Source organism: uncultured Roseibium sp. (assembly GCF_963675095.2).
In the GTDB taxonomy this organism is placed as follows: domain Bacteria; phylum Pseudomonadota; class Alphaproteobacteria; order Rhizobiales; family Stappiaceae; genus Roseibium.
Window position 1 is genome coordinate 96414 of sequence record NZ_CAXXSJ010000017.1, and the last position, 22207, is coordinate 118620.

Annotated in this window: 21 protein-coding genes and 1 pseudogene; 12 read left to right on the forward strand and 10 right to left on the reverse strand. The window is 64.1% G+C overall.

Going from position 1 to position 22207, the window contains the following annotated elements:
• Positions 1 to 2: 2 nt before the first annotated feature.
• From ABIN98_RS07045 to ABIN98_RS07060, 4 genes are read left to right on the forward strand one after another with little or no spacing between them, the layout of a single operon-like run.
• Positions 3 to 545, forward strand: a complete 543-nt coding sequence (locus ABIN98_RS07045) for a TRAP transporter small permease subunit (RefSeq protein WP_346908664.1) — start codon at positions 3 to 5, stop codon at positions 543 to 545.
• Between the two features lie 12 nt (positions 546 to 557).
• Positions 558 to 2012, forward strand: a complete 1455-nt coding sequence (locus ABIN98_RS07050; RefSeq protein WP_346908665.1) for a M81 family metallopeptidase — start codon at positions 558 to 560, stop codon at positions 2010 to 2012.
• Positions 2009 to 2863 (forward strand): alpha/beta hydrolase, encoded by an 855-nt coding sequence (locus ABIN98_RS07055; RefSeq protein ID WP_346908667.1) that lies wholly within the window; start codon positions 2009 to 2011, stop codon positions 2861 to 2863. The genes ABIN98_RS07050 and ABIN98_RS07055 overlap by 4 nt, the downstream gene beginning before the upstream one ends.
• Entirely contained in the window at positions 2860 to 3837 is a 978-nt protein-coding gene (locus ABIN98_RS07060; protein ID WP_346908669.1) for an ornithine cyclodeaminase family protein, read from the forward strand. The genes ABIN98_RS07055 and ABIN98_RS07060 overlap by 4 nt, the downstream gene beginning before the upstream one ends.
• Positions 3838 to 3920: 83 nt before the next feature.
• On the opposite strand, the gene ABIN98_RS07065 is transcribed toward ABIN98_RS07060, so the two are convergent.
• From ABIN98_RS07065 to ABIN98_RS07100, 8 genes are all read right to left on the reverse strand, one after another.
• The gene (locus tag ABIN98_RS07065; RefSeq protein ID WP_346908671.1) at positions 3921 to 4553 is read right to left on the reverse strand and encodes a hypothetical protein; all 633 of its coding nucleotides are present in this window, start codon (positions 4551 to 4553) and stop codon (positions 3921 to 3923) included.
• On the reverse strand, positions 4550 to 4732 hold the full coding sequence (locus ABIN98_RS07070; RefSeq protein ID WP_346908673.1) for a hypothetical protein: 183 nt from the start codon (positions 4730 to 4732) through the stop codon (positions 4550 to 4552). Before ABIN98_RS07070 ends, ABIN98_RS07065 begins: the two co-directional genes overlap by 4 nt.
• Complete coding sequence (locus tag ABIN98_RS07075; protein WP_346908675.1) at positions 4719 to 6542, reverse strand: ABC transporter ATP-binding protein; 1824 nt, start codon at positions 6540 to 6542, stop codon at positions 4719 to 4721. Before ABIN98_RS07075 ends, ABIN98_RS07070 begins: the two co-directional genes overlap by 14 nt.
• A 378-nt stretch (positions 6543 to 6920) precedes the next feature.
• Complete coding sequence (peaD, locus tag ABIN98_RS07080) at positions 6921 to 8009, reverse strand: quinohemoprotein amine dehydrogenase subunit beta (RefSeq protein ID WP_346908676.1); 1089 nt, start codon at positions 8007 to 8009, stop codon at positions 6921 to 6923.
• Between the two features lie 45 nt (positions 8010 to 8054).
• Entirely contained in the window at positions 8055 to 8387 is a 333-nt protein-coding gene (gene qhpC, locus ABIN98_RS07085) for a quinohemoprotein amine dehydrogenase subunit gamma (protein WP_346908678.1), read from the reverse strand.
• Positions 8384 to 9820 carry a quinohemoprotein amine dehydrogenase maturation protein gene (gene peaB, locus ABIN98_RS07090; protein ID WP_346908679.1) on the reverse strand — a complete coding sequence of 479 codons (1437 nt, stop codon included), beginning with the start codon at positions 9818 to 9820 and terminating at the stop codon, positions 8384 to 8386. The genes qhpC and peaB overlap by 4 nt, the downstream gene beginning before the upstream one ends.
• Positions 9821 to 9835: 15 nt before the next feature.
• Positions 9836 to 11401, reverse strand: coding sequence for a quinohemoprotein amine dehydrogenase subunit alpha (gene peaA / locus ABIN98_RS07095; RefSeq protein WP_346908681.1), 1566 nt, complete (start codon positions 11399 to 11401; stop codon positions 9836 to 9838).
• Positions 11398 to 12726 (reverse strand): lycopene cyclase family protein, encoded by a 1329-nt coding sequence (locus ABIN98_RS07100; protein ID WP_346908683.1) that lies wholly within the window; start codon positions 12724 to 12726, stop codon positions 11398 to 11400. Before ABIN98_RS07100 ends, peaA begins: the two co-directional genes overlap by 4 nt.
• Before the next feature lie 239 nt (positions 12727 to 12965).
• On the opposite strand from ABIN98_RS07100, the gene ABIN98_RS07105 reads away from it, so the two are divergent.
• Both ABIN98_RS07105 and ABIN98_RS07110 read left to right on the forward strand, forming a co-directional pair.
• Entirely contained in the window at positions 12966 to 13457 is a 492-nt protein-coding gene (locus ABIN98_RS07105; RefSeq protein ID WP_346908685.1) for an AraC family transcriptional regulator ligand-binding domain-containing protein, read from the forward strand.
• 47 nt (positions 13458 to 13504) lie between these two features.
• Positions 13505 to 13987 carry a helix-turn-helix transcriptional regulator gene (locus ABIN98_RS07110; protein ID WP_346908687.1) on the forward strand — a complete coding sequence of 161 codons (483 nt, stop codon included), beginning with the start codon at positions 13505 to 13507 and terminating at the stop codon, positions 13985 to 13987.
• Here the strand turns inward: ABIN98_RS07110 and ABIN98_RS07115 are convergent.
• Positions 13984 to 15411 carry a PLP-dependent aminotransferase family protein gene (locus tag ABIN98_RS07115; protein ID WP_346908689.1) on the reverse strand — a complete coding sequence of 476 codons (1428 nt, stop codon included), beginning with the start codon at positions 15409 to 15411 and terminating at the stop codon, positions 13984 to 13986. The two genes, ABIN98_RS07110 and ABIN98_RS07115, sit on opposite strands and share 4 nt — an antisense overlap.
• Positions 15412 to 15487: 76 nt before the next feature.
• On the opposite strand from ABIN98_RS07115, the gene ABIN98_RS07120 reads away from it, so the two are divergent.
• Complete coding sequence (locus ABIN98_RS07120; protein ID WP_346908691.1) at positions 15488 to 16147, forward strand: pyridoxamine 5'-phosphate oxidase family protein; 660 nt, start codon at positions 15488 to 15490, stop codon at positions 16145 to 16147.
• A 34-nt stretch (positions 16148 to 16181) separates the two neighbouring features.
• Here the strand turns inward: ABIN98_RS07120 and ABIN98_RS07125 are convergent, their stop codons facing one another.
• Positions 16182 to 16661 (reverse strand): HEAT repeat domain-containing protein, encoded by a 480-nt coding sequence (locus ABIN98_RS07125; protein ID WP_346908693.1) that lies wholly within the window; start codon positions 16659 to 16661, stop codon positions 16182 to 16184.
• Positions 16662 to 16848: 187 nt separating this feature from the next.
• On the opposite strand from ABIN98_RS07125, the gene ABIN98_RS07130 reads away from it, so the two are divergent.
• From ABIN98_RS07130 to ABIN98_RS07150, 5 genes and pseudogenes are all read left to right on the forward strand, one after another.
• Positions 16849 to 17127: a helix-turn-helix transcriptional regulator gene (locus tag ABIN98_RS07130; RefSeq protein ID WP_346908695.1), complete on the forward strand. Its 279-nt coding sequence runs from the start codon at positions 16849 to 16851 to the stop codon at positions 17125 to 17127.
• Positions 17114 to 19137 (forward strand): annotated as a pseudogene (gene hyfB, locus ABIN98_RS07135) (hydrogenase 4 subunit B). Before ABIN98_RS07130 ends, hyfB begins: the two are co-directional and overlap by 14 nt.
• On the forward strand, positions 19128 to 20084 hold the full coding sequence (locus tag ABIN98_RS07140; RefSeq protein ID WP_346908697.1) for an NADH-quinone oxidoreductase subunit H: 957 nt from the start codon (positions 19128 to 19130) through the stop codon (positions 20082 to 20084). Before hyfB ends, ABIN98_RS07140 begins: the two are co-directional and overlap by 10 nt.
• Positions 20085 to 20086: 2 nt before the next feature.
• A complete protein-coding gene (locus ABIN98_RS07145) occupies positions 20087 to 20749 on the forward strand; it encodes a hydrogenase-4 component E (RefSeq protein ID WP_346908699.1) in 663 nt (220 codons plus the stop codon).
• Complete coding sequence (locus tag ABIN98_RS07150; protein ID WP_346908701.1) at positions 20746 to 22197, forward strand: hydrogenase 4 subunit F; 1452 nt, start codon at positions 20746 to 20748, stop codon at positions 22195 to 22197. Before ABIN98_RS07145 ends, ABIN98_RS07150 begins: the two co-directional genes overlap by 4 nt.
• The last annotated feature ends 10 nt before the right edge of the window (positions 22198 to 22207 follow it).

Sequence of the window (22207 nt, forward strand, 5' to 3'; positions counted from 1 at the left end):
CCGTGCGCGCACTGGCGAAAGCACTGGACAGGCTGTCCGCCGGTCTTAACAGCATCGCCCTCTGGGGGGCGGTGCTGGCCGTGGCGGTCATGGTGGCCGCCGCGGGCTGGCAGGTGCTGGCACGCTATGTCCTCGACGCCCCACCGATCTGGACTGAGGAACTGGCCCGCCGGTCCATGGTCTGGGCCGGAATGCTCGGAGCGTCCTGTGCGTTCAAGGCCGGTGCCGATCCGGTTCTCTTTCCCGTGGCCCGCAAGATGACAGGGGCCGGCGGCATGGGACTGGCACTCATTCGGGCCTGTGGCGTACTGGCCTTTGCCGGGCCGGTGATCTGGTTTTCCGTCTTCAACGGCCGGCTCGACATGGCCCGCGGCTTTCTGGGCCGCAGCCTGGCCCGTCAGGCGGACATGCTGGATGTGTCCATGATCTGGTTCACGTCCGCCGTTCCTCTCGCCTTTGCCCTGATTGTCCTTCATCTGACGGCAGGGCTCCTGATGCGCGCGACCGGCCAGCTGGTCGCGGGTGAAACAGATACGACATCATAACCGGGAACCGATATGACACGGCTTTTCATTGCCGGGCTAAGCACCGAAACCAATTCCTTTTCGCCCATGCCGACCGGCATGACGAGTTTCGAGGAAGGCTCGATCCACCACGGCGACGCGACGCAGGATACCGAGCAATACTGGACCGCGCCGCTTCATATCTGGCGCAGGCGCGCGGAGGAACTGGGCTGGGAGGTGGTTGAATCCCTGTCTGCCCATGCGCAGCCTTCCGGGCTAACCGTGAAACCCGTCTACGAGGGCTTTCGCGACGAGATCCTGGCGGATCTGAAGGCGGCCGGCGGTGCGGATGTGATCCTGCTGACGCTGCACGGGGCGATGATCGCCGATGGCTATGACGACTGCGAAGGCGATCTGATCGCCGGCTGCCGGGCAATTGCACCGGACGCTGTGATCGGCGGGCTGCTCGATCCTCATCTTCACCTGACGGAGCTGATGCTCGACAAGGCAAGCCTGCTGGTGGCCTACAAGGAATATCCTCATGTGGACGTGCCGGAACGGGCGGAGGATCTGTTTTCACTGGCGGTGCGGACCGTTGCTGACGAGATTACGCCGGTCATGCGCGACTACGATTGCCGCATGATTATCGCCATGCCGACGACCAAGGATCCCATGCGCGGGTTCGTTGACGCGATGAGCGCGCGGGAGGGCCAGGACGGCGTGTTGTCTCTGTCGATCGCCCACGGGTTTCCCTGGGGCGATCATCCCCGTGTGGGAACGCGCGCACTGGCGATCTGCGACGGCGATGCCGCCGCCGCTTCCGCAGAGGCGGAACGACTGGGGCAATCGCTTTATGCGCTGCGCGAAGAGCTTCATACCCGGATACCTCCGATGGACGAGGCGCTCGATATCGCGGCGGCTGAGCCGAAGGGACCGGTGGTGCTGGCGGATATGTCCGATAATCCGGGCGGCGGCGCGCCATCTGATGCGACGTTCCTGCTGCGTGCCATGATCGAGCGGGGGATGACCTCCATCGCGACGGGCCTGTTCTGGGACCCGGTCGCGGTGCGTTTCTGTACCGAGGCAGGCGAGGGGGCGAGCTTTGATCTGCGCCTGGGCGGCAAATGCGGACCGATGTCCGGCGATCCGCTCGACCTCAAGGTGACGGTGCGCCGGATCGTGCCGGGAATGACCCAGCGCTTCGGCAAGCTGTCGGCCCCGATCGGAACGGCGGTCTGGGTGGAAAGCGACGGCATCGACATCGTGCTCAACGACCTCCGTTGCCAGACATTTCACCCGGATGCGTTCGAGAAGCTGGGCATCGACCTGTCGAAGCGCCGCTATGTTTGCGTCAAATCTTCAAACCATTACCAGGCCGGGTTCAACCCGATCGCAGCGCGGGTGATCGGTGTTGCCACGCCCGGATCGATTACTCCGGATTTCGCCAATATTCCCTATCGTAACCGGAAACGGAATTACTGGCCCGCCGTGGAGGACCCGTTCGCATGAGCAATACCCTGATTGACGCGCGTGACGCTTTCGCCGCGCGCCTGCCCGAAGAACTGGTGGACCTGAATGGCCGGAGATGGGGTGTCCGTGTTTCGGGCGTCACTGGTCCGGTATTGTTGCTCATTCCTGGAACGCTCGGGCGCGGCGACATTTTCTGGCGCCAGGTCGAAGCCCTCTCGGACCACCTGCGCATCGTTACCGTCAGCTATCCGGAGACCGGTAGCGTCGCGGACTGGAGTAGGGATCTCCTGACGCTGTTCGACAGGCTGGAAATCAGCGAGGCGACCGTGCTCGGCTCGTCTCTCGGCGGATACCTGGCGCAATATCTTGCGGCCGAGGCACCTGATCGGGTCACGCGGCTGATCGCGGCCAATACGCTGCACTCGGTTGCCGGTATTACCGAACGGCCGCCTTACGTGCTCGATCTCGACAACGTGCCGGTGGCGGATCTCAGGGCCGGATTTGCCAAGGGGCTGGGCGCCTGGGCCGAAACACATCCGGACCAGGTGGATCTGGTCGAGCTGCTTCTGGGCGAGGTCAATGGGCGAATTCCGGAACCGGAACTCCGGATGCGGTTGAAGGCGCTGAAGACGGCGCCGGAGCTGCCGCCTGTGAAGCTGCCTCCGGAAAGGATCGTCACCATCGAGGCGGACGACGATCCGCTGATACCGCCGGAGATGCGGAGCGCCGTGCGCGACCGGCTGAAACCGGCAGTGGCCTATCGTTTCCTGTCGGGCGGGCATTTCCCCTATGTGGCGCGGCCGGCGGACTATACGGCCCTTCTGGAACAGGTAATGGGCCTGGAGGTGACCGGCCCCGATTGGGGTGAAGCAGCGGAGCGCAGCCGATGATCGTTCTGACACACGAAGACGTGGCCGATCTCCTGCCCATGGCAGAAGCGGTCGAGGTGATCGACCGGGTGATGCGCACGGTTTCGCGGGGCGGGGCGGAGTTGCCGCTGCGCCATGTGGTACCGGTTGGCGGCGGCAACATGATGGGTGTCATGTCCGGCGCCCTCGACGCGCCGCACTGCTACGGCGTCAAGCTGGTCAGCCTGTTTCCCGGCAACCCGGAAAAAGGCCTGTCGTCGCATCGTGGCGCCGTGGTTCTGTTCGAGGCGGAGACCGGCGGAGCGGTGGCCATGATGGATGCGGGTCTCCTGACCGCGATCCGCACAGCTGCGGCAAGTGCCGTCGCGACCCGGGCCCTGGTGCGGGAGGATGCGACATCGCTGGCGCTGATCGGCTACGGCGAGCAGGCAGAACATCATCTGGACGCCATGATGGCGGTCCGCCCGATCACCCGGCTTCACGTTGTAGGACGTTCTGAGACCCGCGCCGAAGCTTTCGCGAAACGGGCTGCGGAGCACTACCCGCAGCTGTCCATCGTTCATGGCACGGATATCCGGGCCGCGGTTGAGGCGGCGGATATCATCTGCACGGTGACCGCATCGCCGACGCCGGTGCTGATGGGAGACTGGCTGCCGGAAGGCGCGCATGTGAACATCGTCGGCGCGTCCCTGCCGTCCAAACGGGAAGTGGACGACCGGGTGGTCGAACGGGCGGATATCTGGGTGGATTACACACCTTCCACACTCGCCCAGGCCGGCGAAATCGTCGACATGATCAAGGCCGGAAAGTTCAGCGAGGACAAGCTGAAAGGCGAGATCGGCGCAGTGCTCGAAGGCACTGTGGAAGGCCGTAGTGCTTCCAGTCAGATCACCGCATACCGTTCACTGGGCATTACCGCCCAGGACCTGGCGGCGGCCGAGCATGTCTACCGTCAGGCGGCGGCCGCCGGTCGGGGACAGGTGGTGACACTGTAAGGCCGGCTTTGCCGATACTTACAAGCAGGCCCTACATCGGCTGATTGGGGTCCGCTGTTTGTCCTTTTAAGGCGTCTGAAGCCTCAACCGGTACGCCGTTCGCGGCCGTGGTAACGGATGGCGGTCTCAAGCGCTGTCAGCGTGTCATCCGCCGTTCCCCGCCAGTGCCTCGCCAGAAGTCCCGCCATTTGGGCAGCGGCGACACTGGCACCGCGGATATCGGGATTGCAGGTCGCGGCTGGACAAGCGCCATAAGTGGCCTGGGGCAGATCGAGGCGGGACAGCTCTCCCGGCAGACAACGGGCATCGCCCTGAACCGAGATGACCCCTTCGATTGCAGCCGGATAGACCGGCTCGCCGCGGGCTGGTGCCGAGGCGACGATCAGGCAGCCCGCTTGCAGGAGCGTTTGCGTCTTTCCGGTGAGTTCGACCGATGGCCGGGCCATGCCGAAGGAGCAAAGCACGATTTCCGGCGGGTTTTCGGCTAGCCAGTCGAGAGCGGCGCAAACGGTCCCGGCCGAGGTCGCCAGACGCCCCGGAAACACCACCGCATTGACGAAGTGAACCTCGCCGGCCTGCGCCCGGATCGTGTCTGCCATGGCACTGGCGTGGTTTCCGGCGGCCGGGAACCCGTCGGCTTCGCTGAAGCGGGCCTGTACGGCCAGGTCCGGGGACGCTTCCGGCAAAGGTCCGTCAATCAGGCCTACGCGGATCACGATTTCAGCCCTCCAAAGATGGCAAGGTCAATTTCCATGTCAAAGTCGCCATAACGGTCCGCTTCGCCATGGGTGACGACGATTCGGGTGCGGTCGGCAAAGCGCGTGTCGATGGCTGCCATGATCCGGGTGACCCGGCTGGCATCAACCTCCGACAGACTTTCATCAAGAACCAGCACCTTGAATGGCTGCAACAGGGCGCGGGCAAGGCACAAGCCGCTGACGCTCGCCACCCGAAAGATTCAGGCCGCCTTCGCCGAGCCGGGTGTTGAGGCCAGCACCGGTTTCCTCATGGTTAGACGAATGCGGGACAGGTGCCGCTTGTTTCAGTCTCCCCCCTTGAGGGGGAGATGTCGGCGCAGCCGACAGAGGGGGGTATGCGGCGGTCGCCCGAACGTGCGGCTCACCCCCCTCTGTCACCTTTGGTGACATCTCCCCCTCAAGGGGGGAGAAGGGTGTTTGCGGAACTGCTTTGCCGTTGATTTCGAAGCGCTCGTCCAGTTCGACGAGGCGGAGAACGTCCAGCATCTCATCTTCAGTGGCTTCAGGGTAGCCAAGGCGGAGATTGTCGGCGAGGGTGCCGGAAAAGACATGGCCTTTCTGTGGGACCAGGGCGACGGCGGTACGGATGTCGGCAAGGCTTAGATGGCGTAGATCTATGCCGTTGAGTAGGATCGCACCGGTGCGCGGATCGTCGTGGCGTTGCAGCAGGCTCAGGAGGGACGACTTGCCGATCCCGGAGGGGCCGGACAGGCGGAGCTTGCTGCTAGCGGGGATGGCGAGACTGAAGTCTTCGAATAGCGCTTCCTTGCCTGCGGGCGCATAGGAGACGCCGGTCAAAACCAGATCTCCACCGCCACCCGGGAGAGGCAGGGGCGAGGGCGGATCGCAGACGTCCGGATTGGCGCTCATGATTTCGTCGAGCCGGTCGAGGGCGGCCTTCATGCGCGCCTGGCCGTGCCAGAGCGAGATCAGCGACTGCATTGGCCCGATCAGGAAGCCGAGATAGGCGGTAAAGGCGATCAGCGAGCCGAGCGGCATGGTGCCGTCGATGACGGCCAGGCCGCCGACCAGAAACACAGTGCCGCGCAGGACCGCGGTCAGGACCATGGGCACGGCGCGGGTGACCTCGTTCCAGACCTGTGCAGACAGAAGCGCCGATATCAGGCCCTGCTGGCGCTGCTCGATCTTGTCTGAGGCGGCCTGCGTCGCATTGAGAGCACGCAGCGCGCCGAGGCCGGTGATGGTTTCCGCCAGACCTGAAGCAAGCTCGCCGCGCGCCTTGCGTACGTCGCGGGCCTTCGCGTGCGTGACCGGACGGGCCCTCGCGAAGAAGATCAGTTCGATCGGTGCCAGAACCAGCGCCAGTACGGCGAGCTTGGGTGCCAGCACGAACAGCATTGCCAGTCCACCGATCAACCTCAGCAGGCTGCCGCCGCCGTTGACCAGGGCTGCAAAGGTGAACTGCTGGACCTCGCCGGCATCGCCGTCGAGCCGGCTCATCAGCTCGCCGATCTTCTGTTGTGCCTGCCAGCGTGGCGATTGCGTCAGGATGCGGGCGACGGCCGCCCGGCGCAGATCGGCCAGAAGCCTTGCGGAAAAACGTAAGTGAAGCAGGGAATTGACGGCGCCGAGCGCCAGGGCGGCAAGCCCGACCACGAAAAGAGCAAGCGCAAAGGTGACCAGCGCCTGCTTGTCATGGGCCATCAGACCCCGGTCGATGACGAGCTTGGTCAGCCATGGCGGGATCAGAGCGGTGCCGGCTGCGACTAGCGATAAGCCGAAGAGGGCCGCCAACGGTCCTCGATAGGGCTGGACGAGGGGCGCAAGCCACCGCGCTTCGCGCACGCCGAACAGACGTTCCAGCACGACGCGCAGAAGCGGATGCCGGGGCGGGACCGGATCGGTCTCCCCCCTTGAGGGGGAGATGTCACCGAAGGTGACAGAGGGGGGTAGCGGCGTTTGCTTCATGCTCCGGCGTTGTTTCATGTTGTGAGGCCGGGCACCCCCCTCTGTCCGCTGGTGCGGACATCTCCCCCTCAAGGGGGGAGACGGGAGCAAGGCGCAAGGCCTCAAGTCTCACGCGGTCGTTCACAGAACGTCGGCCTTTCGCGAGGCCGGCCTCATTCAGTCTCCATCAAATTTTGTCGGCGCCGCCTCTTCCTCGGTTGTCATCCCCGCGAAGGCGGGGATCTAGTACTCCGTGAGGCCGTTTGCTTGAACCGGGAGGACACGGCGTACTGGGTCCCGGATCTTCGCTGCGCTCCGTCCGGGACGACAACTGAGTTTTAGGCCTTACCTCAATTTTGCAATCATCCCGGGCCTGAACATTCGTTGGCCCGGGATGATAAGTAGGGGACTGGGATGTTAACTCCCCGTGCTGATCACGTGCATCGTGCCGGCGGCCATATCGCCGCCGGACGGCAGCAGGATTTCACCGATGCGTTCCAGCGTCTCGGCATCGTAAACGCCGATGTCGTCGTTGGTGCCGCCCACGTAGAGCTCCTTCCCGTCGGATGAGATGTTGATGCAGTAATAGGTGTGTGGCAGGTCGACCCGCTTGACCAGTTCCTTCGTGGCAAGGTCATGCTTGGAAAGCTGGGTGTAGACCCCGTAGAGATTGTTCTTGTCGTTGGGGTCGCGCACGGCGGAGAACATGATCACCTCGAAGCTGGCGAAGTCCTCGATCTTGCTCTCGCCCGTGGTCAGGTCGACGCTTTCGTAGCCCCAGACGAAATCGGCCAGTTCGTTCTGGGTTTCGTCGGTGAATTTCGCCGCCGAATAGAGCAGCAGGAATTCGTCAGCCTGGGTGCCGATCGGCCAGAAGGCAAGTACGTCCGGCGGAGAATAGGTCGGGCGGTCCCACGAGGCGTTGGGGATCTTGACCGTGGTTTCGCCGGTCTTCGGGTCGATGGCGTAGATCTCGTGACCGGCGGCATAGAGCGTGCCCTTGCGATCGGTCGCCATTACCGTCATCCGGCGCGGCGCGGGAAAGGTGCGCACCGGCTTGGCTGCCATGCCGGAGGAGGTGTCGTAGACGGCCAATTCCGGCTCCATGATCTCGTATCGGTCCGCAAGGAGCTTCACCGGGTTACGCACGGTGTAAAGTTCCTTGCCGTCCTTGGAGATGGCGAGCGAGGCAACGGTCTTGCGGCGAATGTCGCCTTCAGACTGATGGGCCGCGAACACCGTCTTACAGCTGGCAAGTTCGATGCCGTAGACGTTTTCCCAGCGGTCGGCGAGCACATAGGCAATTGTATTGTCCGGCGACATGGCGATGACGCCGGGGATCAGGTTGAAATCGAGCTTGCAGTCGGTCTCGACGGACCGGGCCTTGGCATCGATGACATAGAGACGGTCGGGTTTGGCGACCGTGACGATGAGGTCCTTGGCGAGCGCGGGCAGGGCCGTCAGGCCCAGGCAAAGCGCCGCCGTGGTTGCGATCAGGTTTCGCATCAGGGTTCTCCGAATATTCAGGCTCACGCCGATCTGGTTTCGCTGTCAGGTTTCGCTGTCGGACGGAAAGACCGTACCGAGGTTGCGCCAGTCCGCGGGCGCGCCGTCGGCTTTCGCGTTCCAGTCCGGATAGGAGTTGATCGTGTCCGGCACCTGGGCCGGCCACCAGCACGGGTCGGAGCAGCCGTAAAGGTCCGCTTCCATCGGCTGGCACAGGGCGGCGACGCCGCCGAACGGGTCAACCTCCCAGCCCGGATCGAGGGTCGAGGCGCAGCCGGCCACGATTGTCTGCATGGCGCGGACCTCGTCCATATTGTCGGTTTCGGCCGCCTTGACGACCCGTTCGGCTTTCTGGTTCAGGGGCTTCAAGTTTTTCATTTGCCGTATGCCCTCCGCGGCATGATGTGATCGGTGAAAAAGACAGGCGCGCCGGCGATCAGGTCGCCGTAGACGCCGATGCCGAAGTCGACCCAGTCGCGCATCAGATCGCAGTAATGGTAGGTCGGCTTCAGCGGATCGGAAAAGTGGGCGTAGCTCTCGTGATAGCAGCCGCCCGCGCAGATGTTGCGGATGCGGCAGGTGGAGCAGCCCTTGTCGGTGCGGTCCGCCCGATCCTCGATGAAACGGGCGAGCTTCTGCTTTTCGATGCCGTCATCCACGGTGCCGTAGGTGTCCATGTCGGAGCCCGTGAAACGGTGGCAGAGATTGAGGCTGCCTTCGTGGTCGACGGCCAGCATGCCCACTCCCGCCCCGCAGGGCAGGGCCTTCGACCGGCCCTCATAGAGGTCGGTCATGAGCTGGTGCATGTTGGAAAAGCCGATGTTGCGGCCTTTCAGCGCCTCGTCGCGGTAATGTCGCCCGAGCCGCTTCATCTCGTCGAACACGGTCACCAGTTCGTCGCCGGTCAGGTTGAACGGGGCGACCGGACCCGAAGTCACCGGTGAGAAACCGACTTCGTGGAAGCCGATCTCGTTTTTCAGGTGATCCCAGATCTCGTAGACCTGCGTGACGCCACGGGTCAGCGTTACCCGTCCACCCACGGGGCGGGAGGTGTAGCGTTCCAGAAGCATCCTCGTTTTGGCCGCGACCACTTCGTAGGTGCCCTTGCCGCCGACGGTCTTGCGGTTGAGATCATGCAGCGCCTTCGGCCCGTCCATGGAGACCGTCAGGCCGAAGCGGTGGGCGTTCAGCCAGTCGACGATCTCCTCGGTGAGCAGGGTCGCGTTGGTGGTCAGCGTGAAGTCGACCCGCTTGCCAAGCGCGCCGAAACGCTCCTCGGCATAGGCGACCACATCACGGATCAACGCGATGTTGCTCAACGGCTCGCCGCCGAAGAACACCACGTTGTAGCTGTCCCGGTCCGGGCTTTCGGCCAAGAGAAGCTCGATGGAGCGTTTCGCCGTTTCGAACCCCATGCGCCGGCCCTTGGACGGCGTGTCCAGGTCCTCCTTGTAACAGTAGGTGCAGGACAGGTTGCAGCCCGTGTTGACGTTCAGAACGATCGTCGTCAGCGGGAAGTTTTCGATGTGGACCGGCGGCCGTTCCGCCCGGGGCGGGCGGCCGTCGGTGACGATGTCGAGGTCGAGCAGGGATCGGATGCGCTCGGTGACGAGGTCCGGGTCGGCCCGGCCCTCGAAACGTTCGCGCACATCCTGTTCGCTCACCCTGGTGCGGTCGGCGAAGAGGTCGATCACATCATTGTCGAGACGGTCGATCTCGAACAGCGAGGTGGTTGGAATGTGGAACAGCAGGTGCCGTCCGTCGACCTCGACCCGATGCGCGTTCTGCGGCTGGTAGAAGAGATAACCCATTGTGCAGTCCCTCCCTTAGCGGATCGGCGGATCGTTCCAGCGCTGGACCGTGATGATGAGCTGTCCTTCGCCGGACGCGTCACCGCTCTTGGCCAGAACCTTCAGATTGCCGGCGTTGTTGGTGGAGAAGGGGCGTTTCTCGTTGGGCCCGGCGACGGCCGGCATGAAGATGCCGAGGCTTTCGTCCATCTCGCCCGCGAATTCCACGTCCTTCAGGGTTTCGGCTTCCTCGTTGAAGGGAGCGACCGACCAGGAGGCGGGAACCACGCCGATGCGCACATCGTCGTCCGTACCTGGCTCGCCGTCCGCGCCGTTCCAGTAGCCGACCGCATCGAAACGGGCCGGCACCTTGCCGGCGGAACCGCCGCCACCGCCGACACGGGCAACGGCGAAGGCCGGCTCGACCTTGAGGCTGTCGATGTGGCTGTAGACGGCGAGAGCGTCTTCTGCCTTGGCATCGCGTGAAGCGATGCTGACCGCGCCGTCGGTGCCGGCTGCCGGGCTGACATCGATCGTTGCACCAAAAGCATTGGCCGTGCCGCCGGAGGCGTCGAGCGCGCCGGAAAGGGCCACGCTGTCAAGCCCGGTGCCGACCACCTGGACCGTGCCGCTGCCGCCTGCCGGAAGCGTGGAGGGGACCACGCCGGCAATGGCCGGTTCGCCGCCGGCCTTCACCGCCTTGAAGGTGCCGCCGAGACTGTCTTCGGCATGCAGGAACTGACGGCCGGAGAGGCTTGCGCCGTCTTCGGACATTGCCAGCACCTGGCGGTATGCGGTGTCGCCGATTGTCAGGTTGGCGCGCCATTCATAGCCGGTATAGACGTTGAGCTTGCCGGAAACGGCCAGTTCCTCGCCGCCCGCGGTCATGAGCGTGCCGGAGACCGTATAGGGCTGGGCATCGCCGGAAACCTCAAGGGTGCCATAGGCCTCGCCCTTGGCCGGCAGGCTGGTGGTGAAGACCCAGGATCCGGTCGCAGCCTGCTTTTCCGCCTTTTCCCAGGCGGTCCAGGCTTCGGTTTCAAACGGATATTTTTCCGCCAGCAACGGCACGACTTCCTCACGGGCGATTTTCAGCCATTCCCGGTCGCGGGCCAGCGCCTGATATTCCAGGGTCGGCCACTGGCCGACGTGGAAGTCGATATGGAGGTCCCATTCGTCCTTCGTGCGGCGCTGCAGGCCGACGCGGGCGGCGGAATGACAGCGGGCGCACATCTCGGCAAGCGGCGCTTCGGTCGTCTCGACCGCATTCGGCTGACGCTCGAGGATATAGCGGAAGTCCTCCGCTTCGGACGGAGCGAGCCCTTGGGTATCGGAAAGATAATGGACAAGTTCGCTTTGCACCTGCGGCTCGATTTCCATGCCGTGGAACAGGCGCATGCGGACGATGGTCATCAGCCAGCCTTCCGGCGTCTTGCGCTGGCCGTTGATGCGGCTGAGCGCACCGCTATCATCGGCGGCGTGGCAGCCGCTGCAATTTTCCTCCAGCAGCTTGGCGCCATCCTGCGCTTGTGCCGGGACCGACATCAGAAGCAACACCCCGGCCAGGCCGGCGAGATGCCCCTTTCGCAGTCGTTTCATCATGCTGTTTCCCTCATTCTGGTGTGTGTCTGGTTTGTTTTTAGTGATTGGTCCGGCAGGCCGGACGGAAGACCGCGGCTTTCAAGCCAGCGAAGGGCCTCGGCTGGAGCCGTTTCTTTGGCACCGGTCCGGGAAAGGTCGAGAAGGTCGCGAACGGGCAGGCCGCAGACGAAGGCGACGCCTTCCGGATCCTGCGGTGTGATCAGCACTTCGCGGTCCCTGAGGCGGTTGCCGTCCACGATCACGCGCCGTTCCAGGCGGATGTCGTCGGCTACGGCATGGGCGGGCTTGTTGTCAGGCCAGGCGGCGCGGGCAGCCCAGAAGGGATGAACGGCGAGATCCGTCTCCAGCCGGTAGAAGTCCCGGCCGATGCGAGCCTGACGCCAGAATGTGCCGACCACCCGGTGGCGGTAGAACCGGGCGGCGAGAACCGGGTCTCCGCCCTCAAGAAGTGTCAGGACGCTCGGAACGGCGGCGAGCGCGGATGAAATCGCCCAGAACAGGCCGTGGCCTGAAAGCGGATCAATGGCAACGGCGGCATCGCCGATCGGCAGGACTGGTAAGGACAATTCCGGCGCCGACAGGACAAGGCCGGCCGAGCGGGCGAGCAGGTCTCCTTCGAAGCCACAGGCGTCAAAGCGGCCGGCGAAGTGTGGTTGGGCGAGGAACGTGCGCATGCGCTCTTTGAGGGCGGTTTGACCGGCACCAGACAGATCGTCCGCATCAATGCAGATCTGCAGCCAGGGACCGAACTCCGGCTCGGCTGCCGACCAGACCCACCCTTGCGGTGTCGCTTCCACACGGGTTCCAGAAGGGAGTGCCGGTCCTGACAGACGACCGGCAATGGCCAGTGTCTGCGGGCCTTTCTGGCGGGTCGTGGAAGGAGCCTGACGGCCGCGGGCGTCGATCATCAGTTTGGCGGTGATCGTCTCGCCGTCGGCAAGGGTCAGGGTGACGCCGGTTTCAGGATCGGCCTTCTCAATCCGGCGCAGACGCGTCGTGCGGACTGTCACACCGGTTTCAAGGGCTGACTGGCGCAGGGTGGCGTCGAAGTCGTGGCGGCGGACCAGGCGTTCGCCGTTGGCCGTTTCATTTAGGCCGGCCCAGCGGACCGAGCGGCGCATGGGCGCGCTTGCGGCCTGTAACGCGTCCTCAAGTCCCTTTTGTTTCAGGATATGAGCAACCCGTTCGCCCAGGCCCTCAAGGCGCGGGCGGGTGGTGGCGGGGTCGATCAGAACGACATCGATCCCGGCACGCGCCAGTTCACGCGCTGCGAACGCGCCGGCAGGTCCTCCGCCGGCAACTGCCACATCAAAGCAGGCTGCCAAAATTTTCCCCTCGTCCGGACCCCCATGTTTTCACGGTGTGATTCCGGATCTCTCTGCTCTGTCATTAAAGAAGGGGTGTTTCGGGCCGTTCTCGACAATTTCGGCCAAATTTCACGTCGGGCTTCAAAACTGGGTCTGCTTGATTGCGTGCCTCGGAAAGATTTGATCTACTTATTCTTTAGGCATGAACTTTTCTTCGGCAGGCCGGAGAAATCGGGATTTCGGGGTGGACGGAAGCCATGTCTACGGACGCGACCATAATATCCGGAGCCCTTCGCGGGCTTCAGAACATGCTGGTGGAAAAAGGGCTGGAACCGGCCGTTTTGGGCCACCAGTACGGCGTTCCTTCCGGTGCCTGGATGAGCCCGCAGGTTGAAATTCCGTTGACCGCCTTCGTCCGTATCTACGAACAAGGGGCTTCGGCGCTGGGCGTACCCGGCATCGGCTGGCAGTCCGGACCGCTTCTGGATCTGACGGATCTCGGCGAACTGGGCAATGCGATCCTGTCGGCACCGACCGTTGGCAGCGCGCTACGCACGTTCGAGCGCTTTTTACGCGTGATCCAGAGCGAGACCGACCTGCGGCTAACGGTCGAGGACGGCGTGGTTACGCTTACCTACCGTATTCTCAATCCGGATATCTGGCCGCGCCGTCAGGACGCGGAATTCACCCTGTCGGTGCTCACCCAGTTGATCCGCAGGGGCGCGGGGAAAACTGGAGCCCGGACCTGATCTGTTTCGAGCATGAGGCCGCGCGCAGCCTGTCGAGCTGGGGCGAGGTGACGGGAAGCGCCTGCCAGTTCGATTGCGAAACCAATGCGCTGAGTTTCCCCGAAGCCGTCCTGAATCTGCCGATGCCGCGCGATGACGCCTCGCGCCACAAGCGGGCTCTGGACACGCTGACCCGCTGGCTGGCGGAGGCCTATCGCTCCAATTCCCTGGCCGACCGGACCCGGACCGCCATTTACACCGGCTTGGAAACCGGGATCGTCGATCAGGAAACCATTGCCCGCGACCTTGGTCTGTCCCGGCGCAGCCTGCACCGGCACCTGAGCGAGGAGGGGGTACGGTTTTCCGCTCTGCTGAACGATTGCCGCTTTCGCGTCGCCCGCCACGCGCTCGCCGACACCTCGCACCCGCTGGCCCAGATTGCCTTCGAGCTCAGCTATTCCGATCAGACCGCCTTCGAGCGCGCCTTCAAACGCCGTACCGGCATGACGCCAAGGCAGTATCGCCAGGCGTTTCGATTGGTTCACAGTTAGGTTAGAGCTTTGCCAAGCACCTGCGCGAAGCGGTCGATCCGGTCCGGCGTGGCATCGGCGAAGCCGACAATCAGCCCGTACATCGGCTCGGCAAGGCAATAGGCGGACAGGCGGGCGGGACGAAAGCCGGCTTCGGCGAGCGCGGTCAGGACCGGGACCTCGTCGCAGCCGTCGCGGAAACGGACCGTCAGTTGCACACCGCCATCGGGCGCGTGGACTTCGATGCCTTTGATATCGCTGAGCGCCGCGGTAAGCGCGTTGCCCCGGGCCTCATAGGCGCGGGCGATACGGCGCAGGTGAGCGCGGTAGCGGCCGGAGCGCATCATCTCGGCCAGGGCGAGTTGGGCATGGAGATTGGCCATGAGGCCGAGGTTCCTGTGGGCGGCGAGCATGGGGCCGATCAGGGCTTCGGGCACCACCATCCAGCCGATCCTGAGCGCGGGCATCAGCACCTTTGCGGCCGTGCCCAGGTAGACGACACCGCCGCTCTCACCATGGGCGGCAAGGGCTGCGATCTCCCGGCCGCGCCAGAGGAATTCGCTGTCATAGTCATCCTCGATCACCAGTGCGTCCTGAGCCCGCGCGCGGTCCAGAAGCTCCAGCCGCCGGGGCAGGGACAGGCGGTGGCCGAGCGGATACTGGTTGGACGGAGTAGCGTAGATCAGGCGTGCATCGCCGGGAACAAGGCCAGGCTTTAAGCCATGCTCATCGACGGGAACCGGGGCGATCTCAAGCCCGGCGCCGAGAAAGGCGGCGCGTGCGCCCATGAAGCCGGGGTCTTCCATCGCGACCGTCTCGCCCGGATCAGTCATCACCTGGGCGACCAGCGCCAGCGATCCTTGCGCGCCGGTGGTGATCAGGATCTGTTCCGGATCGACCCAAAGCCCCCGGTCGGTTGCCAGCCGCTCGGCGAGGACTTCGCGCAGGGCGGGCAGACCGAAGGGGGCATTGTAATTGGCAAGGTCGCCATGACGCTGGCGCGCGGCCCGGCGCAGGGCCTGGGCCCATTCGTCGGCGGGAAACAGGCTTTCCGCCGGCGCACCGGGATGCATCACGCCGCGCTCGACGATGTAGCTTGCCGCGCGTGGGTCGGTGGACAGGTTCCTGCCACGTTTCGACAAGGCGGGAGCGGCGGCCGGCTGCGGGCGGGTGCTGAGCACCCGCGGGGCGATCACCTCCGGGGCTGCTCCCGGGCGGATCGTCAGAACGCCTTCGGATCGTAACAAATCGTAGGCGGTGTTCACCGTGGCGCGCGACACCCCGAGCCCTTCCGCAGCGGCCCGGCTGGACGGCAGGCGCACGCCCTCCGGCAGCCGTCCGTCGCGGATCGCTGCGAGCAGGTCGCGGTGGATCTGCACCGGCATGGGATCGGGCCGGGTCGGGTCGGGAGAGGTGAGGGCGGCGAGCGTAACTGGTCTGTTCATTTTTGAATAAACTGGATATCGGAGCGGACCAGTAAGGCGGCTATCAGGAGGAAAAGTCAACCCGATGGAGCTCTCCATGCCGCCTGAAACCGAAACCAAGACACTTCCCGCCTACGCCCGTGCCCGGCAGCCGAAACGCGCCCGCTACGACGAGGAGACGATCCACGGCATCCTCGATACCGGTCTTGTCGGCCATGTGGGTTTTGTCGCCGACGGGCGACCGATGGTGATCCCGATGGCCTATGCAAGGGTTGGAAGCACGCTCTACCTGCACGGTGCGTCCAAGACTAGGATCGCACGCCTGGACGGCATACCGATGTGCATGACCGTCACCCAGCTGACCGGCATCGTAGCGGCACGCTCCGGGTTCCACCATTCTGTCAACTACCGGTCTGCCGTGATCCATGGCACCGCGCGTCATGTGGACGGAGAGGAACTGGATGCGGCGCTGGAGGCGATCACCGATCACCTGCTGCCGGGTCGCACCGCCGAAATTCGTCCGATGAATGTGCAGGAGCGCAAGGCGACCGGGGTCGTGGCGCTTGACATAGACCACGCCAGCGCCAAGGTCCGCACCGGGCCGCCGGTCGACGACGAGGAAGACCATGCACTCGGCCTGTGGGCCGGGGTCGTGCCGGTCACGACGGCGCTCGGCACCGGCGTTCAGGACGCCTACACGCCGGAAGGTGTCGCTGAGCCCGCATCGATCGCCGCTGCGCGCCGGAAATTCGCCTGAACGAGGCCGGGGCGCCGTCTAACCAGCGCCCTTGTCAGCATTCGGGGCGAACGCCGCTCTCGCAGGCTGTCAGAGCATCGGTTGCCCGGCTGTCCAAAAACGGCTCGCCGGAGGGTTCGGTCCACCTACGAAGGTCTTCAATAAGTGAGGGGTGCGCGCAGTACTCGGCCGCTTGAAACATCGCAAATACCACGCTGTCGGCTTTTAAGGCTTTTTGCACAAGCGGAAGGGCGAGAGACGGATCGCGTTTGGCCAAGCCGAGCACAGCTTCGGCCCGGACGAATTCATTCTCATCCTCGGAAGCACGGATCAACGCGGTGCGAATGGCATCGGTATCGGTGTCTTCCTGGGCAAGCAGGAATGTTGCCCAGTCGCGGTTGGACAGATCCGGATCTGAAGTCATTTTGACAAGCAGACGCAGATTGGCTTCGGCCAGCTCCCCACCGGAAAGCGGCGCCTCTTCGGCGATGACGGCACGCAGAAAATCCGATTTCGGTTCGTATCGTTCGCTCATCTTTACTGGTTACACACCGCAGGCGTTTTGATCAATCGGGTGTATCCGGGTAGCGGTTAGAGAGTGTTTCACCCAGATGCCCGTGCATCGATATTGATGTTTTAAACATCACTTATTGACCAATATCCATTTAAAGATATAGTGTCTGCCTTAATAATCAGGCTTCAGAACCGATTAGAGGCAACAGGTGATCACGTCTTCTCAATTGCGTGCCGCACGGGCGCTGCTCGGCATCGACCAGCGCAGGCTTGCGGAATTGTCGAATCTGTCGGTTCCGACCATTCAGCGCATGGAAGCAAGCGAGTCGGTGATCCGCGGCAACGTGGATTCGCTGATGAAGCTGATTGCGGGTCTCGAAAAGGCCGGCATTGAGCTGATCGGGGAGGGGGCGGTCAGCGACAAGGGCGGACGCGGGGTGCGGCTGAGGCCGGATTTCGATCCGGGAGAAGGACATGGTGGCGATTGACGTCTCCTTCTTTCTGTGGGGTATCGCGGGCCTCCTGATCGTGGCCGTCGCAGCCGTTGCGCTGGGCCGCGCTACGGCTGCAAGCAATCTGGTCTATTCGGCGACGTTTGTTCTTTCCGCGGCCATGCTGGTTATGCTGGCGTTCCACCTGATCTCGGCGCCGGGCACCGTCCTGAAGACGACGCTGCCGATCGGGCTGCCGTGGATCGGCGCCAGTTTCAAGCTCGATAGCCTGTCGGCGCTGTTCCTGGGTGTGGTGAATTTCGGCGGTGCCATGGCAAGTCTCTATGGCCTGGGCTATGGCCGGCACGAGGAGGCGCCGCATCGGGTGCTACCGTTTTTCACCGCCTTTCTTGCCGGCATGAACCTGGTCGTGCTCGCGGATGACGCCTTTGCCTTCCTGCTCTCCTGGGAGTTCATGTCGCTCGCCTCCTGGGCGCTGGTGGTGTCGCATCACCGCTCCGAGGCCAGCCTGCGCGCAGGTTTCATCTATCTGGTCATGGCAAGCTTCGGCACCCTGTCGCTGCTGCTTGCCTTTGGCCTGCTGGCGGGTTCTGCGGGCGACTATGGTTTCGATACCATCCGCGCCATGCCGCATGGGCCGCTGGTGGTCGCCATCGTCTTTATCCTGATGCTGCTCGGCGCCGGGTCCAAGGCCGGGTTGGTGCCGCTGCATGTCTGGCTGCCGCTTGCTCATCCCGCTGCCCCCAGCCACGTCTCCGCGCTGATGAGCGGCGTCATGACCAAGGTGGCGATCTACGGATTCATCCGCGTGTGTGTTCGACCTTCTGGGGGAACCCGCCTGGTGGTCGAGCGCGGTGCTGGTCATGCTCGGCGGTATCACTGCGGCGCTCGGCATCCTCTACGCGCTGATGGAAACGGACCTGAAGCGGTTTGCTTGCCTGTTCGACCATCGAGAACATCGGCGTCATCTTCGTCAGCCTCGGGCTGGCGCTGGCCTTCCGCTCCGGTGGAATGGGCCTGGCGGCGGCCCTGGCCTTCACCGCGGCCCTGTTTCACATCCTCAATCACTCGGTGTTCAAGAGCCTGCTGTTCTTCGGGGCAGGGGCGGTGATCAACGCCACCGGCGAGCGCGACATGGAAAAGCTCGGCGGTCTGATCCACCGCATGCCTTGTACGAGCTTCGCCTTTCTGATCGGCTGCGTGGCGATATCCGCCCTGCCACCGCTCAACGGCTTCGTGTCGGAATGGCTGACCTTCCAGGCGATCCTGCAAAGCCCGGAATTGCCCCAGTGGGGGCTCAAGATCATCGTGCCCGCCGTGGGTGGGCTGCTCGCCCTGTCGGCGGCGCTTGCAGCGGCCTGTTTCGTCCGGGCTTTCGGCATCACCTTCCTGGGTCGCGCTCGTTCCGATGCGGCCGGTCAGGCGCGTGAAGTCGACCGGTTCTCGCTGACGGCAATGTTCGTACTCGCCGCCCTGTGCCTTGTGGCCGGCATCCTCCCGGGCTTCGTTATCGACGCGTTGGCACCGGTCACACAAGCCTTCGTGGGTGAGAGCCTTCCATCGCAGGCGCATCTGCCCTGGCTGACGATCGCCCCGATTGCCGAAGCCCGCAGTTCCTATAACGGCCTGCTCGTTTTCCTATTTATCGCGGTAACGGGTTGGGGCGCGGCCTTCATTGTCCACAACCTCGCGTCCCGCCGGGTCCGCCGCAGCGCCGCCTGGGATTGCGGGTTCCCCGATCCACAGCCACAGACGCAGTACTCGGCAAGCAGCTTCGCCCAGCCGGTTCGCCGCGTGTTCGGCTCGCTGGTGTTCCGGGCGCGGGAGACCGTGGACATGCCGCCGCCGGGCGATCTGCGCGCTGCCCGGCTGACGGTGGAGGTGCGCGATCTGGCCTGGGACTGGATCTACACGCCGATCTCCGGCGGGATCGCCTTCGCCGCGATCCGGCTCAACCGCCTGCAGTTCCTCACCATCCGGCAATATCTGAGTCTTGTCTTCCTCGCCCTGGTCTCCCTGCTTCTGGTGCTGGCCCTATGGACCTGATCCGCGCGCTCCTCATTCAGGGTCTTCAGATGGCCGTGGTGCTCTTGCTGGCGCCGCTGCTGACGGGCTTCGTGCGCAAGGTGAAGGCGCGGCTTACCCGCCGACAGGGCGCGTCCGTCATTCAGCCCTACCGGGACCTGATCCGGCTTTTGCGCAAGGAGGCGGTGCTGGCCGACAACGCCTCGTGGCTGTTCCGGGTCGTGCCCTATCTGGTGTTCGCCTCCACCTGGGTCGCCGCCGCTTTGGTGCCGACCTTCGGTGGCGGTCTCCTGTTCAGTTGGACCGCCGATCTGATTGCCATCATCGCGCTGCTGGGCTTCGGCCGGTTCTTTCTTGCCTTGGCCGGCATGGATATCGGCACCAGCTTCGGCGGCATCGGTTCCAGCCGCGAGATGATGATCGCCTCGCTCGCCGAGCCCGCCATGCTGCTAACGGTCTTCTCCCTGGCGCTGGTTGCCGGCTCGACCCAGCTTTCCACCGTTGCCGCCTTGATGAGTTCGCCGGAGGTGGGCCTGCGCGTATCGCTCGGCATGGCGCTGGTGGCGCTGATCATGGTGGCGATTGCCGAAAACGCCCGCATCCCGGTCGACAACCCGGCGACCCACCTGGAACTGACCATGGTGCACGAGGCGATGGTGCTGGAATATTCCGGCCGGCACCTGGCCATGATCGAGTTCGCGTCCTCGCTGAAGCTGGTGCTCTACCTGTCGCTGATCGGCTGCATCTTCATCCCCTGGGGTATTGCCGCGCCCGGCGCGGGCCTTGCGGACTATCTGATCGGTGCGGTCGGCTATGTGGCCAAAATCGGCGTCGGCGCGGTGCTTCTGGCCGTGTTTGAGACCAGCATCGCCAAGATGCGCGTCTTTCGGGTGCCGGATTTCCTCGGCGCGGCGCTCATGCTCGGTCTTCTGGGCACGCTGCTGCTGTTCGTTTCGAGGAGCCTCTAGCGATGACCAGCCTCAGCTTTGACATTGCGCATCTCCTGGCAGGCGGACTGGTTCTGGTCAGTTTCATGATGCTTTACCAGGACCGGCTCTCCGCCCTGATCAACGTCTATGCGCTGCACGCCGTGGTCCTGACCCTGTCGGTCGCCTGGCAGGCGCAGGTCCAGCATGCGCCGCATCTTTACGTCACCGCCGCGATCGCGCTCGGTTTCAAGGCGGTGGTGATTCCGCTGGTGCTGCACCGGATCGTGCGCCGGCTCGGCATTCACCGGGACATCGAGACCGTCGTCGGCATCGGTCCGACCATGCTTGCCGGCATGGGTCTCGTCGCGCTGTCCATGGTGGTGATCCTGCGCATCACGCCGGAGGCTGATCCGCTGGCGCGCGAGGATCTCGCCTTCTCGCTGTCAGTTTTGCTGCTCGGCCTGCTGGTCATGGTCACGCGCCGCAACGCGGTCAGTCAGGTAATCGGCTTCATGTCCCTTGAAAACGGATTGATCCTGGCGGCGACCGGCGCGCGCGGCATGCCGCTGGTCGTCGAGATCAGCGTCGCCTTTTCCATCGTCATCGCCTTCATCGTCATCGGCATCTTCCTGTTCCGCATCCGCGAGCGGTTCGACACGGTGGATGTCGGTGCGCTCGACAGTTTCCGGGGAGAGCGCCGATGATCGCCCTTCCGTTCCAGCCCGAGATCGCCGTTCTCGTTATTCCGGTCGTGGCCGCCGCGGTCCTGGCCGCGCTGCCGGGCTACCGCATCGCTGCGCGTCTCAACGTGCTTGCCAGCTTGCTGACCCTGCTTGCGGCGCTGGCGCTGTTCGTCACCGCGCGGCCGGAAGCCGGGACTTATCTGTTTGTCGACGACCTCAACATCGTCTTCATCGTGCTGAACACCTTCGTCGGCTTTACCGCCAGCCTGTTCAGCGCCAGCTACATTGCTCACGAGCTGGAGACGGGGCGGCTGACGCCGGCCAACCTGCGCTTTTACCACGCCATGTACCAGGTCATGATGTTCGGCATGAACCTGGCGTTCGTTGCCAACAACATCGGCCTGATGTGGGTGGCGGTGGAACTCGCCACGCTGACCACGGTGATGATGGTCGGCATCTACCGCACCCATGAGGCGCTGGAAGCGGCGTGGAAATACTTCCTGCTCGGCAGCGTTGGCATCGCCTTCGCCTTGTTCGGCACGATCCTGGTCTATCTGGCGGCACGACCCTTCATCGGCGAGGGCGAGGACGCGATGGTCTGGACCCTGCTGGTGGAACAGGCTGCCGTCTTCGATCCGGCCCTGCTCAATCTCGCCTTCATCTTCCTGATGCTCGGCTACGGCACCAAGGTCGGTCTTGCGCCGCTCCATGCCTGGCTGCCCGACGCCCACGCGGAAGGCCCGACGCCGATCTCCGCGGTGCTTTCCGGCCTGCTTTTGAATGTCGCGCTCTACGCGGTGCTGCGGTTCAAGATCCTGCTTGCCTCCAATCCGGAGGCCATCAGTCCCGGTCCGCTGATGATGACCATGGGCCTGCTGTCGCTGATCTTCGCCGCTTTCATGCTCTACCGCCGGCAGGACATCAAACGGTTGTTCGCCTATTCCTCCATCGAGCACATGGGCATCATCGTCTTCGCCTTCGGCCTTGGTGGGCCGCTCGCCAATTTCGCCGGGCTCCTGCACATGGTGATGCACAGCCTGACCAAGTCGGCGATCTTCTACGCGGTCGGCCATGTAGCCCAGGTCAAGGGCACCCAGCGGATCTCCGAACTTCGCGGCCTGACAGAGAGCCATCCGGCGCTCGGCTGGGGGCTGCTGGTCGGGGTGGTCGCCATCGCCGGCCTGCCGCCGATGGGCATCTTCATGAGCGAGTTCCTGATTGTGAGCTCGACCTTCGCCGTTCAGCCGCTCCTGGCGATCCCGCTGGTCTTCGGCCTGCTGGTCGCCTTTGGCGCGCTGCTCCTGCGCGTGACCGGCATTGCCTTCGGCGAGCCGACGGGCAGCACCGCGCCGGCTCAGGCGTCCTACGTACCGCTCTTCGCGCATCTGGCTCTGGTGCTGGCCGCCGGCCTTTACCTGCCGCAGGCACTGGTGGGCTGGTTCCAGCATGTTGCCAGCATACTCGGATGAGGGAGGGGAG